This is a genomic window from Erwinia sp. S38 (genome assembly GCF_016624545.1).
Classification (GTDB): domain Bacteria; phylum Pseudomonadota; class Gammaproteobacteria; order Enterobacterales; family Enterobacteriaceae; genus Erwinia; species Erwinia coffeiphila.
The window spans coordinates 26,615-40,829 of record NZ_JACVTS010000025.1; the positions used below are offsets into that span (position 1 = coordinate 26,615).

The following is a 14,215-nucleotide window of genomic DNA, read 5'->3' on the forward strand; positions in this document are numbered from 1 at the left end:
TTGTTTCAGTTACGAAAACTCAGCGGCCTGCTGGTAGCGCTTGTTTTGGTCAGCCCGGCGTTCGCCGGAAAGCTTTCAATAGTGATTGATGATTTTGGCTACCGTCCGGCGCAGGAAAATCAGGTATTACAGATGCCTGCGGCCATTTCCGTGGCGGTGTTGCCTAATGCACCACACGCCCGGGAGATGGCAACCAAAGCCCATCAGCGCGGCCACGAAGTGCTGATCCATTTGCCGATGGCCCCCCTCAGCAAGCAGCCGCTGGAAAAAGACACTCTGCGCCCGGACATGTCCGTGGATGAAATTGCGCGCATCGTGCGTGAAGCCGCCGCCGATGTCCCCTACGCCGTTGGGTTAAATAACCATATGGGTAGCGCAATGACCTCCAGCCTGCCCGGCATGCAGAAAGTGATGCAGGTTCTTGACCGCTATAATTTTTATTTCCTCGACAGCATGACCATCGGCAACAGCCAGTCAACGCGCGCCGCCGCCGGCACCAGCGTTAAAGTCATCAAGCGCCGCGTGTTCCTGGACGATACGCAGAATGAGGCGGATATCCGCCAGCAGTTTACCCGGGCGGTCCGGCTTGCCCAACGCGACGGCTCGGCAATTGCCATTGGTCACCCGCATCCGACGACGGTGCGCGTTTTGCAGCAGATGTTGCCAACGCTGCCTGCCGATATCACGCTGGTGCGCCCAAGCCAGCTTCTCAACGAACCACAGCATGGCAGCAACACGCCGCTGCCTGAGACCCGGCCGCAACCGAACAAGCCGCGCAATCCGTTCCGCGTGGGCAAAAACTGCCCGGTGAAAACCGTGCCGGTTCCGGCAACGCTGGCTCTTGGGATTGTCGCTGAAAGCATCGCCAGCAGCCCGCTGTTGAAAACGCTGTCGCAGCAGTTTTCAGGATTAAAGCCTGATTTTTCTCGCTAAATTCGTTTGCCGCCAGCGCCTGCTGGCGGCAGCGTGTTAAGACGGCCAGTTAAGGATCACCTTGCCCGAGTGGCCGGAACGCATTTCATCAAACCCCTGCTGGAAATCATCAATATCAAAGCGATGAGTAATAATCGGCGTTAAATCCAGCCCGGACTGTAGCAACGCCACCATTTTGTACCAGGTTTCAAACATTTCCCGACCATAAATCCCTTTGATAAACAAGCCCTTGAAGATCACCTGATTCCAGTCGATGGCCATTTCCTCGGAAGGAATACCCAGCATAGCAATGCGCCCGCCGTGATTCATTACGCTCAGCATGGAACGAAATGCTGCGGGTACGCCAGACATCTCCAGTCCGATATCAAAGCCTTCCGTCATTCCCAACTCACCCATCACCGATCTCAGGTCGTCCCGGCTGACGTTAACCGCCCGGGTGACGCCCATTTTCTGGGCCAGCTCCAGCCGGTATTCGTTAACGTCGGTGATCACCACATGCCGTGCACCAACGTGGCGACAGATAGCCGCCGCCATAATGCCAATCGGCCCCGCGCCGGTTATCAACACATCCTCACCGACCAGATCGAATGACAGCGCCGTATGCACCGCGTTGCCGAAGGGATCGAAGATGGCCGCCAGCTCGTCAGGAATATTATCGGGAATTTTAAACGCGTTAACCGCCGGAATTGACAGGTATTCGGCAAAGCAGCCCTGACGATTCACGCCAACGCCAATCGCATTGCGACACAGATGAGTTCGCCCTCCCCGGCAGTTACGGCAGTGGCCGCAGGTGATATGCCCCTCGCCGGATACCCGGTCACCGGGCTGAAAACCGACCACTTCCTGCCCCACTGCCACCACCTCGCCGACGTATTCGTGGCCCGTAATCATCGGCACCGGGATGGTTTTCTGTGACCAGGCATCCCAGTTATAGATATGCACGTCGGTGCCGCAGATCGCCGTTTTGCGGATTTTTATCAACACATCATTGTGGCCCGGCTCGGGTATCGCGGCGTCGTTGATCATCCAGATCCCCTGGCGGGCGTGCAGTTTGGCTAACGCTTTCATCACTCCTCCTTATCCGGCAATGACGCCCAGCTGACGGCCAACGCGGGTGAATGCATCAACCGCGCGCTCCAGCTGCGGCTGCGTGTGGGAGGCAGAAATCTGGGTACGGATACGCGCTTTTCCTTCCGGCACTACCGGGTAGAAGAAACCGGTGACATAGATCCCCTCCTGCTGTAACAGACTGGCAAAGGTCTGCGCCAGCCGCGCCTCGCCCAGCATCACGGGAATGATGGCGTGGTCGGCCCCGGCCAGAGTGAACCCCGCAGCCTGCATCGCAGAACGGAAATAGTTCACGTTATCCCACAGCCGCTGCCGCAGCCCATCGCCTTCTGCCAGCATGGAAAGCACCTGTAAGGATGCCGCGACAATTGAGGGTGCCAGGGAATTGGAAAACAGGTAAGGCCGGGATCGCTGACGCAGCCACTCCACCACCTCTTTTTTGGCGGCGATGTAGCCGCCGGACGCCCCACCAAGCGCTTTGCCCAGTGTGCCGGTAATGATGTCCACTCGGCCCATCACGCCGCAGTATTCATGGCTGCCGCGCCCCGCCTCACCGACAAAACCTACAGCGTGAGAATCATCCACCATCACCAGCGCCTGGTAGCGATCGGCGAGATCGCAAATCCCCGCCAGATTAGCAATCACGCCATCCATCGAAAACACGCCGTCGGTAGCGATAAGAATATGACGTGCGCCCGCTTCCCGCGCCCGTTGCAGGCAGGATTCCAGCTCGGCCATATCATTGTTGGCATAGCGATAGCGCTGAGCTTTACACAGGCGGATGCCGTCTATAATCGATGCGTGATTCAACGCGTCGGAGATCACCGCATCCTCCGCACCCAGCAGGGTTTCAAACAGCCCGCCGTTGGCGTCAAAGCAGGAGGAGTAAAGGATGCTGTCTTCCATGCCCAGAAATTCCGCCAGTCGATGTTCCAGCTGGCGATGCTGGTCCTGCGTCCCACAGATAAACCGCACCGAGGCCATGCCAAAACCGTGCGTATCCAGCCCGGCTTTTGCTGCAGCAATCAGCGACGGATGGTTAGCCAGCCCGAGATAGTTATTGGCGCAAAAATTCAGTAGCTCGCTACCGTCAGCTAATGCAATGACCGTCTGCTGCGCACCTGCAATCTGCCGCTCGTGCTTAAACAGCCCCTCGCGATCCGCATTCAGCAACTGCTGTTTAACCTGCTGATAAAAAACATCCTTCATGTTTATCCCCCTCCTGCTCTTTTCAGCGACACTGTGCACTGAAAGTACAGCACAATAGCGGACAGACATGATGGAAGATGCAAATATTGCAGCATATCTCACGGAATAATTTGTTCAGCACCCCAGGTTACAGACTCGTCTGGCTGTGTGTGGCGCGATGAGATGTTATGATAAGACTATTAGCGCGTGGAGCCTCCTGCTCCACCCCACAGTAAAGGTTAATGCTCATGATTATCGTCACCGGCGGCGCTGGATTTATTGGAAGCAATATCATCAAGGCGCTGAATGATAAGGGCCATACTGACATTCTTGTGGTCGACAATCTTAAAGACGGAACCAAATTCGCCAACCTGGTGGATTTAGACGTCGCCGACTACATGGATAAAGAAGACTTCCTGATTGCCATTCTGGCCGATGAAGATTTTGGCGATGTTGAAGCCGTGTTCCACGAAGGTGCCTGTTCATCCACCACCGAGTGGGACGGAAAGTACATGATGGATAACAACTATCAGTACTCTAAAGAGCTGCTGCATTACTGCCTTGAGCACGATATTCCGTTCCTGTACGCCTCTTCCGCCGCCACTTACGGCGGGCGCAACGCCGATTTTATTGAAGAGCGCCAGTTTGAAGAGCCGCTGAACGTATATGGCTACTCCAAAATGCTGTTCGACCACTATGTACGCAGCATTCTGCCAGAAGCGCAGTCTCAGGTTTGCGGTTTCCGCTACTTCAACGTTTATGGACCGCGCGAAGGACACAAAGGCAGCATGGCCAGCGTGGCATTCCATCTCAATACCCAGCTGAAAAACGGTGAGAACCCGAAACTGTTTGAAGGCAGCGACGGATTTAAGCGCGACTTTATCTATGTGGAAGACGTTGCTGCGGTCAACCTGTGGTTCTGGGAAAACAGCGTGTCCGGCATCTTTAACTGCGGTACCGGCCGTGCCGAGTCTTTCCAGGAAGTGGCAGACGCCGCGCTGAATTATCACCAGAAAGGTGAAATCGAATACATTCCGTTCCCGGAAAAACTGAAAGGCCGTTATCAGGCGTTTACCCTTGCCGACCAGACCAAACTACGCGCTGCGGGCTACGATAAGCCGTTCAAAACCGTCGCCGAAGGCGTGGCTGAATACATGGCGTGGCTGAACCGTAACGGTTAACGGAGCGGGGCAGGCAATGAAAATTCTGGTTATTGGCCCATCGTGGGTCGGCGACATGATGATGTCGCAGAGCCTGTATCGTACGCTGAAGGCGGAACATCCCGAGGCGACGATCGATGTGATGGCGCCAGCCTGGTGCCGGCCCCTGCTGTCGCGCATGCCGGAAGTGAACGAGGCGCTGGCGATGCCGCTGGGCCACGGCGCACTGGAGATCGGTGAACGTCGTCGGTTGGGCAAGGCGCTGCACGATAAAGGCTACGATCGTGCGTTTGTGCTGCCCAACTCGTTTAAATCCGCGCTGGTGCCGTTTTTTGCTGCCGTCCCGCACCGTACCGGCTGGCGCGGTGAAATGCGCTATGGCCTGTTGAACGATATCCGCACGCTGGATAAAGCCGCGTTTCCGCTGATGGTGCAGCGCTACGTCGCGCTGGCATACGACAAATCTCGCATCGCCAGCGCCAGCGATCTGCCCCAGCCGCTGCTGTGGCCGAAACTGGTTGTTCAGGAATCCGAGAAGCAAACCACCGCCGCCGCATTTCATCTCGCCGCTGACCGACCGCTGATCGGCTTCTGCCCCGGCGCGGAGTTTGGCCCGGCAAAACGTTGGCCGCACTATCACTATGCCGCGCTGGCGCAGCATCTGATCGACCAGGGCTACCAAATAGCGCTGTTCGGTTCGGCGAAAGACCATGAGACGGGCGATCAGATCCTTGCCGCGTTGAGCGAAAACAATCGACAGCACTGCCGCAACCTGGCGGGGGAAACCCAGCTGGAACAGGCAGTGATTCTGCTGGCTTGCTGCCATGCCGTGGTAAGCAACGACTCAGGACTGATGCATATTGCCGCAGCGCTCGACCGCCCGCTGGTTGCGCTTTACGGTCCAAGCAGCCCTGATTTCACGCCGCCGCTGTCCGATAAGGCACGGGTGATACGTCTGATCGACGGCTACCACAAAGTGCGTAAGGGTGATGCTGCCGAAGGCTATCACCAGAGTCTGATTGATATTACTCCAGCGCGCGTTATCGCCGAGCTGGAAACGCTTTGCCCTACTCCAGGAGTTTGAATGCGGGTTCTGATTATTAAAACCTCCTCAATGGGAGATGTATTGCACTCGCTACCAGCATTAACGGACGCCATGCAGGCCATTCCCGGAATTCGTTTTGACTGGGTCGTTGAAGAGGGCTTTGCTCAGATCCCTTCCTGGCATCCTGCCGTGGATAATGTCCTGCCGGTGGCGATTCGACGCTGGCGCAAACACTGGTTTGGCAGCCAGAACCGAGAAGAGCGCGTGGCGTTTAAGCGCGAGCTACAGTCGCGAGAGTATGATGTGGTGCTGGATGCGCAGGGGCTGATTAAAAGCGCGGCGCTGGTCACGCGTCTGGCAAAAGGCGTTAAGCACGGGGCCGATAGCCGCAGCGCGCGTGAACCGTTTGCCAGCTGGTGGTATGACCGCCGTCATCCGATCGACAAACAGCAGCATGCCGTACAGCGCACGCGAGAACTGTTCGCCAAAAGCCTCGGCTATGCGCTGCCGGAAACCACGGGTGACTACGCTATCGCCCAACATTTTATTCACGAGCTGCCGGAAGATGCGAACCGCTATCTGGTGTTTCTGCATGCCACCACCCGCGATAATAAGCACTGGTCGGAAAGCCACTGGCGTGAACTTATTGGTTTAATACAGCCATCGGGATTGCGGATAAAGCTTCCCTGGGGTGCGGAACACGAGCATCAGCGTGCGATTCGCCTGGCTGAAGGCTTTGATTTCGTTGGTGTGCTGCCGAAGCTGACGCTGGAGCAGGTTGCCCGGACGCTGGCTGGCGCACGTGCAGTGGTGTCCGTTGATACCGGTCTGAGCCACTTAACCGCCGCGCTCGACCGACCGAACATCACGCTTTATGGCCCAACCGATCCGGGGCTGATTGGCGGCTACGGCAAGAATCAGTTTGCCCTGATTTCTCCGGATAAAAACATGGATTCGTTGAGCGCAGAGCAGGTGCGTGAGGCATTGAGCAAGGTCATTTCATGAAGAAACTACACATCATTAACCTGGGAAAAATGGGCGGCGTAGAGCGCCTTTTTTTGCAGTATCTTAATGACGCGGGCGATGACAGCAATGAAATCATCTGTGTGAGCCGCGAGATAGGCCCTGAAATTGCGCGTCAGATGCCACAGCAGAAAGTGACCTTCGCTACGCGACTTATCGATAAGCTCCCGCTACGCTGCCCACAGTTTCTGCGGAAGTACCTTTTGCAGTGGAAAGTAAACCGTGCCAATGCTGACGTGATTATCGTCTGGGATTTAATCCCAGGGCTGGCCGCTAAACCGCAACGCGGCAAGCTGCTTTACTACGATCACGGCTGCTCGTGGCGCTATGCCAAAAACACCAAGACGCTGCGTTTTCTCTCAATGCTTGATGGCGTTATTTCCGCTTCTTACGCCTCTAAACGAGTGATGGAGCTGCGTTTCAATTTACCCTGCCCGCATAAGGTGGTGATTAACCGCATCAAAACTCCCGACGGGATCAGTACCACTCCTCGCCATCTGAGGTCGCCAATACGTCTGGGTACGGCTTCGCGACTGGTCACCCTGAAGGGTATCAGCGTTGGATTACTGACATTGAAAGAGCTGCTGGCACGAGGACACGACGTGGTGCTGGAGATTGCCGGAAAAGGTCCGGACCGCGCGGAATTTGAGGCACTGGCAGAAAGATTACAGCTCGGCGATCGGGTCACTTTCAGTGGTTTTCAGCATAACGTTGCGGATTTTTTTAACCGTACTGATATTTACCTCAGCACACCGATCACCGAACCTTTCGGATTATCCTGTATGGAATCGTTATATTTTGGCGTTCCGGTGATATTTCCAATGGTAGACGGTCAGCCAGAGGCCGTTAAAGAAGGCGTCTGCGGCATCGTTATCGTTCCTTCCGTCAGCATTGAACAACACAAAACTCTCACCGGTATTGAGGTGGATTTCCCTCATCAGGTCTACGATCCTCTAGCGGACGCGCTGGTTTCTGCGAAATTAATTTCACATACTGACTGCGCGGATGCTGTCGAAAAATTGATAGCGGAAAAAAATTACGAATCTTACAGCAGAAATGCGCAGAAATTCCCATTAGAGAACTTTAGTTTTGCAGTATTTCAGGATGAATTTAATAACACCCTTGAATATTACAAAAATGAGAAATAATGTGAGAGATTTAGCCAAAGGCATTTTTAATAACCCAACTCCGTCGCCACTGTGGAGTTATTTTTCCTACTCGTGCTGCGCCATTAGTCTTTTAATATTGCCTTTTCTTCCGAGTGCCGGGCGTGATTTGTTTTATCTTAGCGGCTACTTCGCCTTTTTCTGCGTTTTATTCAATTTTAAATATTATACCGATAATAAAAAAAATCTGATCCTGCCAGGATTATTTCTGACATTATCCTTTTCCACCATTTTCTGGCTGGTCGTTTATAAAGCCCCCGGCGACTATATCAATATCTATCGCTCGTATATGAACATGTCGAGACTGTTTATAGCCACCGCTTTTGTTCTACTACTTGCTCTCAATGAACGCCTGGGCTTGCAGCGTAAAATTATCTATTTTTGCATCACTGCTGGAGTGGTGATTAACCTCTATGCTTTCTATCAGAGCATAGCGTTGAGATACATTCGTATTGAACTGGGCTTCGATCGCGCGACGATAGTAGCCTATATTCTTACCGCCGTTAGCTTACTGATGATGCAGTCTGTTCTGATGCTAAAAGTCAGGTATCGGCTGGTACTTTATGCATTGGCTTTCATGCTCAGCTATGCCGCTATCGTGTTCACGGGCACACGTGCCGCTATGCTGCTTTACCCTGTGCTCATTGGTTTGTCAGTGCTTGCGACAAAAAATGTGATATCTCATCGGCATAAGATCGTGATTATATTGCTTCTTCCGCTGCTACTTACCGTCTGTGGTTTTATCTTTAAGGATAAAATTGCTAAACGTATTGAGGATGCACAGAGAAATTTCGTCATGCTAAATACGGCAAAAGCGGATAACTCTATTTTCTCCCGAGTGTGGATGCAAATTATCGCAATCAGAACCGGCAATGATGCGCCTTTTGGGCAGTCTGCTGAAAGTCGAGCGAAAGAAGCGCTGAAAATTATTGCCGAAGAACCAAAATTATATAATGCCAAACGCTATCTCGACGTGCATATGCATAATGAAGTGCTGGAAACCTACTCGCTAAAAGGTATATGGGGCGTTGCCATACTGCTCGCCATCTACCTGGCCCTGATGATTCAGTCCTTCAGACCTGAACGAAATGCCATGCTACTGGGTGTCAGTGCTGCACTGACCCTCTATGGCCTGAGCGACGTTCTGTTCTTTAGCTCGGAGGCAACCATCACCTTTTCACTGGCAATTATCTTCAGTGTGTTGTCGCTAAAGAAAACTCGGGAGCAGGCAGATGAGTGAAATTGAAAAGGGTCACCTGCTCAGCGTTATTATTCCGTTCTACAATAATGAAGACTTTTTGGGCGACAGCCTGGAATCATTATTGCGACAAGTTGATGATGATATTGAGATCGTACTAGTTAATGACGGCTCAACAGATGGTTCAGTCATTGCAGCACAGAGTGTCCTGGATCGCTACGCCCATCCGCACGTTGTCTTTATTTCTCAGCAAAACGGGGGCATCGCGCACGCACGCAATGTTGGGCTTCGGCATGCCAGCGGACAGTATGTGACTTTCCTTGATGGGGATGATTTGCTCAGTCGTCACTATCTGATCACGCTTCGCCCACTGCTGTTATCCGGGAAGTATGAGTTAATAGATTTTAAATATCATATATTTGCCAATGCAACGCAGGAAGACAACCGCCCCGCAGAATCAGCATTTTCCACCAGTGATTTTACGCAGGGAATGAGCTGCCTGATGCCGCTTTTCAGTCGGTCCATGTGGCATCTGTGGAACAGAGTGTTCCATCGTTCTCTGCTCGTTGGTGAATCATTCGAAACAGGCCGACGCTATGAGGATGTGATCTTTACGCCATTCGTCTACTTCAAGACGCAAAAAATTGGCCATATCGATCACCCACTCTATTTTTATCGCGATAACAGCCAGGGCATCACCCGCAACGTTAAAGAAAAAGACATTGAAGACATGCTGTTTGCGATGCAGAAAATGCTGAGTTTTGCGGCGCAGCATCAACATGATAAGGCAATTAAACAGCTCGCTGCCCTGATGGTGCTCAACTGCTTTAACGAAGTAAAAGCCATGTCGAAGAAACTTTACGGCTACTACTTTTACCCCGAGAAAGTCCGGGAAGTATTAACGCAAGCCGCCACGCTGTGTGATGGCACTGCCGTACCGAAGAAAAAGGTCCGGCAGATGCGATACGCCTACATCGATACCTGGCTGTCACAACTCCGCTGGAAAATGACGAAGTGAAAGATTACTTCTCATTCAGCCGCAGGTGTTCCACAACCTCATCATAAACCCGCTGTGGTTGGATCACTCCCATCGGACTTTCTGCTTCCAGCGGCATCGTATAGCCAGTGCGGGAAAGATGAATAACGCGGTGCAGCTCTAAATCCTGAATAGGGCCGGTAGAGCGCGGGTCGGCGGTAACAAACAGGCTGATGGTTTTTACCTTCAGAGCGATCGCTACGTGCAGTGGCCCCGTATCACCGGTCACCAGCAAATCGAAACCATCCAGCAGCGTAATCATTTGCTGTAACCCGGTTTTCCCAATGCGGTCATCAACATGCTCTGCGGTCGTTGCGCTGACGCTTTGCAGAAAGCGCTGTGCTCTTTCCCTGTCGGTACCGCCGCCAATCAGCACAATTTTCACTTTCGGCCAGGCGGCCACCAGCATTTCAGCCAGTCTGACGTAATACGAAACAGGCCAGCAGCGTGACTCCGTTGATGCGCCCAGTTGAAAACCAATGGTTATCTGGTCAGGATTTTTTACCGCTCGCTCAAAAGGGGCAGGAATTTCCATGGTGGGATCGTCACTGCGGCATCCCAGAATCGAAACCAGCTCAAGCTTACGACGAACAAAATGTCCGTAGTAATGGAACACATAGTTGGTCAGCCATTTCTCCAGCCCGCTAATTCCGGAGCTGTAGTTATCGCGAATAATATATTTGGCCCCGGCCATCACGGCGCTGATCACATCATAGGGCAGATGCGAATGCATAATCAGAGCCAGATCGGGCTGATGCTCACGTAAGGATTTCAGCAGCGGGCCCAGCGTTTTGATTTTACTGTTCCAGTAAACGACGCGGTTAAAGTCTCGCCCGCCCTCCACCAGCTCCCGGTTCTTCTCATGCACGACCAGCGTAATATGCGCATCGGGATAACGCTCGCGTACGGCACGAATAGCGGGCGTATTGAACATAAAATCGCCGAGTGCCGTTGTCGAATAGATAACGATATTGTCGAAATGAATCCCACTGTCGAAAGTGGATTTATCCTGCAGACGGCCGTATCTGGCGGTATAGCGGTCAAGGAAAAAGTTCGCGAGCTTAATCTTCCATTTCTTCGACATCTCAACCCACTTTACTCTGGTAATATTCTGATAAAGTTAACCCCGTCGTACGCGACTGCAACCAGCTGAACAGCTGCTCCAAATCGTCATACAACGCGTCGATATCCGCGGCGGTTTTGAACGTCGGGCTGCCGCCGGGCATAAACTCCGACGAATGCAGCATAAACTCCACATAGTCGCTGCCAGCGGCCAGCGTTTTTTCCGCCACGCCGATCATCTGTTGAAGATTACCGCGCATCGGCCGCAGCCAGTGGACAGACGGGCTGCGACGCTTGCCGCGCAGCCGATCCCAGCCCTGCTTAACGCCGTTCATCAACGCTGAATGCTTGTACTGAATACTCATCGGCACTTCCAGCAGCGGGGAATCACCCGCCCGGGAAATATCCTGCGGATCGATAAAATAAGCACGATCGGGGAAATGCTGGTAATTGGTGCCGCCGTTGCCCTGCGGTGCACCCGGCGAAAACTGCCAGTTCACGCGCGGCGTGACCGAGCAATCCACCTGATAGCCCAGCTCAATCAGCAAACGGGCATAAAATTCGTTAAACGCCCAGCGTCCGGCACGGTGGCTGCGCATTTTAGTCTGCAGAGTGTCTTCCAGCAGCCGGGTGATGTAGCCGACTTTCTCGCGGATGAGCGCTTCAGGGTATTCAATCAGATAGGGTTTGTGCCGCCAGTCGTCGCCGGTGAGGTCCTGTATGGGGGGGTTATTCCACGCGTGCAGGTGCATGCCGATTTCCCCGGTATCGCGGGCAATCACGTCGCGGGCAAATTCAACGTAGGCCGGATCGACCGCCATTTCATAATTCGTCAGCCATGTCGGTTTAAAAGCGTACTTCTCACAAAGCTGCTGGAAACGGGGCAAAAACCGGGTGTTTTCGGTAGTGATCCGATCGTGATTCTGCCAAAGATTATCGCCTTCGGTATCGATGGTGATGATAAACGCGGGCTTACCCATATTCTTTCCTGTCAGCTCAATTACCTGCGGCTATGTTACGTAGCGGGCCAGCAAAGCGCAAAGGTAATTCCGCTCATCCCGGCGTTAGCGGGAGGCGAGGCTAGCCACGCCCTGGTGACTGCTTTAGAATCAACGACTGGTTTATTGAACAGCGATAAAGCATGGAATCTCTGGATCTGTCCCACATCCCTCACCCGGTATCACGTATCCTGGTGATCAAATTTCGCCACCATGGCGATATGCTGCTGACTACGCCGGTCATTCACTCATTAAAAGCCGCCTTTCCTGATGCTCAGATAGATGTGCTGCTTTTTGAGGAAACCCGAACCATGCTCAGCTGCCATCCTGATATCCACCAGATTTATGCCATCGATCGCAGCTGGAAAAAACAGGGTGTGCGCTTCCAGATTAGCCAGGAATGGCGGCTGATGAGCACGCTGAGAAAACAGCATTACGATATGGTGCTGAATCTGGCCGATCAGTGGCGCAGTGCGATTATTACCCGCTTCACCGGCGCACGTGTGCGTCTGGGGTTTGATTTCCCCAAGCGTCAGGGAAGGCTGTGGCGTCAGTGCCATACGCAGTTAGTTTCCACTGCAGACCATAATTCCCTGCATACCGTTGAGCAGAATCTGTCGCTGCTGGCCCCTTTGCGGCTTCCTGAGTACCGGGATAACGTCGCCATGCACTACTCTGACGCAGATCGTCAGATCGTTCGCGAGCTTGCCGGTCCGGAAGATTATATCGTGGTTCAACCGACCTCCCGCTGGTTCTTCAAATGCTGGAGCGAGGAGAAATTTGCTGCCACGCTTCAGGGGCTGCTGGATGATGGCCGAAAAGTCGTACTGACCTCCGGTCCTGACGGCAAAGAAATAGCGATGGTCGAAGGAATTATTGATCGACTGAGCTCGCGGGAAGGCGTTCTCTCTCTGGCCGGGAAGCTGACGCTGACCCAGCTTGCCGCGCTGATTGACGGTGCGCAGCTGTTTATCGGCGTAGATTCCGTTCCGATGCACATGGCTGCGGCACTTCAAACGCCAACCGTCGCGCTGTTTGGCCCCTCAAAGCTGGTTTTCTGGCGCCCGTGGCAAGTTAAAGGCGAAATCATCTGGGCTGGAGACTACGCTCCCCTGCCGGACCCGGACAGCGTCGATACCCGCACCAGCGAACGCTATCTGGATGCCATCCCCGTTGACGATGTCCTGGCAGCAGCACGGAGGCTTTTAGCATGAAACCCATCAGACTGGCGATCGTACGGCAGAAATACCGACCCGATGGCGGCGCAGAGCGTTTTATCGCCCGCGCGCTGGAAGCGCTGGACCAGCAGTCACTGGACCTCAATGTGATTACCCGTGAATGGCAGGGTCAGCGCCAGCCCAACTGGCACCTGCATATCTGTAATCCGACAAAATGGGGCCGCATCAGCCGCGAGCGAGGGTTTGCCGACGCCGCCCGGGCGCTGTGGCAGCGTGAAAACTTCGATATCGTTCAGAGCCACGAGCGCATTGCCGGATGCGATATCTACCGTGCCGGCGACGGTGTTCATCAGCGCTGGCTTGAGCTGCGCGGCCGGCTAATGCCGGGCTGGCGACATAAACTATTGCTGGCGAATCGTTATCACCGCTACGTGATGGCGGCCGAAAAAGCGATGTATGAAGCTCCGGAGCTGAAAGCCGTCATCTGCAATGCAGAGATGGTAAAGCAGGAAATCATCCAGCGATTTGGCGTTGCCGGTGACAAAATCCATGTCATCTACAACGCCATTAATATTGCCCAGTTCGTACCGGCGGAGATGGCGACACGGGCGGCTATCCGGCAGAAAATCGCGCTGCCGCTGGATGCCAGCGTGCTGATTTATGTTGGCTCCGGCTTCGAGCGTAAAGGGCTGGCGGCGGCAATACGCGCAGTAGCCAGTACCGATCGCTACCTGCTGGTCGTCGGCAAAGATAAAGCAGAGAAACAGTACAGAGCACTGGCGACTACGCTGGGCTGTGCCGATCGTATCCGCTTCGTTGGGATGCAATCGGATACGCTGCCGTGGTATCAGGCCGCCGATGGGCTGTTGCTGCCCACGCTGTACGATCCCTTCCCCAACGTTATCCTCGAGGCAATGGCCTGCGGTCTGCCGGTGATCACCTCGACCACCTGCGGCGGCGCGGAGTTCATTCAGCAGGGACACAATGGCTATGTATGCGATGCGCTGGATATCACTGCGCTGCGCGATGCGGTGATGGCCCTTCCCGCTTGTGCGACCGACAGCAGCATGGCGCTGGCGGCCCGTGAACAAGTGATGGCTTCCACGCCACAGCGGCTGTCACAGCAGCTTGTATCGCTTTATCAACAGATTCTGGACTAA

General features: G+C 53.9%; 13 protein-coding genes. 9 read left to right on the forward strand and 4 right to left on the reverse strand.

The window, feature by feature from the left end; translation table 11 throughout:
• Entirely contained in the window at nt 1-933 is a 933-nt protein-coding gene (locus IBT46_RS22490; protein ID WP_200547477.1) for a divergent polysaccharide deacetylase family protein, read from the forward strand.
• Nucleotides 934-969: 36 nt separating this feature from the next.
• Here IBT46_RS22490 and tdh read toward each other — a convergent pair whose 3' ends face one another.
• Complete coding sequence (gene tdh, locus IBT46_RS22495; protein ID WP_105594454.1) at nt 970-2,001, reverse strand: L-threonine 3-dehydrogenase; 1,032 nt, start codon at nt 1,999-2,001, stop codon at nt 970-972.
• Nucleotides 2,002-2,010: 9 nt separating this feature from the next.
• Nucleotides 2,011-3,210, reverse strand: a complete 1,200-nt coding sequence (locus IBT46_RS22500; protein ID WP_200547478.1) for a glycine C-acetyltransferase — start codon at nt 3,208-3,210, stop codon at nt 2,011-2,013.
• Between the two features lie 227 nt (nt 3,211-3,437).
• Between IBT46_RS22500 and rfaD the strand changes: the two genes are divergently transcribed.
• Genes rfaD through IBT46_RS22530 form a run of 6 tightly spaced genes read left to right on the forward strand, consistent with a single transcriptional unit; the run spans nt 3,438 to nt 9,799 of the window.
• The gene (gene rfaD / locus IBT46_RS22505; protein WP_105594452.1) at nt 3,438-4,370 is read left to right on the forward strand and encodes an ADP-glyceromanno-heptose 6-epimerase; all 933 of its coding nucleotides are present in this window, start codon (nt 3,438-3,440) and stop codon (nt 4,368-4,370) included.
• Between the two features lie 16 nt (nt 4,371-4,386).
• On the forward strand, nt 4,387-5,433 hold the full coding sequence (gene rfaF, locus IBT46_RS22510) for an ADP-heptose--LPS heptosyltransferase RfaF (protein ID WP_200547479.1): 1,047 nt from the start codon (nt 4,387-4,389) through the stop codon (nt 5,431-5,433).
• Nucleotides 5,434-6,399: a lipopolysaccharide heptosyltransferase RfaC gene (gene rfaC, locus IBT46_RS22515; protein WP_200547480.1), complete on the forward strand. Its 966-nt coding sequence runs from the start codon at nt 5,434-5,436 to the stop codon at nt 6,397-6,399.
• Entirely contained in the window at nt 6,396-7,565 is a 1,170-nt protein-coding gene (locus IBT46_RS22520; RefSeq protein WP_200547481.1) for a glycosyltransferase family 4 protein, read from the forward strand. The genes rfaC and IBT46_RS22520 overlap by 4 nt, the downstream gene beginning before the upstream one ends.
• Nucleotides 7,566-7,587: 22 nt before the next feature.
• Complete coding sequence (locus IBT46_RS22525) at nt 7,588-8,823, forward strand: O-antigen ligase family protein (protein ID WP_370569518.1); 1,236 nt, start codon at nt 7,588-7,590, stop codon at nt 8,821-8,823.
• Nucleotides 8,816-9,799, forward strand: a complete 984-nt coding sequence (locus IBT46_RS22530; RefSeq protein WP_200547483.1) for a glycosyltransferase — start codon at nt 8,816-8,818, stop codon at nt 9,797-9,799. Before IBT46_RS22525 ends, IBT46_RS22530 begins: the two co-directional genes overlap by 8 nt.
• Before the next feature lie 4 nt (nt 9,800-9,803).
• Here the strand turns inward: IBT46_RS22530 and IBT46_RS22535 are convergent, their stop codons facing one another.
• Nucleotides 9,804-10,901, reverse strand: coding sequence for a glycosyltransferase family 9 protein (locus IBT46_RS22535; protein WP_200547484.1), 1,098 nt, complete (start codon nt 10,899-10,901; stop codon nt 9,804-9,806).
• A 1-nt stretch (nt 10,902) separates the two neighbouring features.
• The gene (locus tag IBT46_RS22540) at nt 10,903-11,859 is read right to left on the reverse strand and encodes a polysaccharide deacetylase family protein (RefSeq protein WP_105594445.1); all 957 of its coding nucleotides are present in this window, start codon (nt 11,857-11,859) and stop codon (nt 10,903-10,905) included.
• Between the two features lie 161 nt (nt 11,860-12,020).
• Between IBT46_RS22540 and rfaQ the strand changes: the two genes are divergently transcribed.
• Entirely contained in the window at nt 12,021-13,091 is a 1,071-nt protein-coding gene (gene rfaQ, locus IBT46_RS22545) for a putative lipopolysaccharide heptosyltransferase III (protein ID WP_200547485.1), read from the forward strand.
• A complete protein-coding gene (locus tag IBT46_RS22550; protein WP_200547486.1) occupies nt 13,088-14,215 on the forward strand; it encodes a glycosyltransferase family 4 protein in 1,128 nt (375 codons plus the stop codon). The genes rfaQ and IBT46_RS22550 overlap by 4 nt, the downstream gene beginning before the upstream one ends.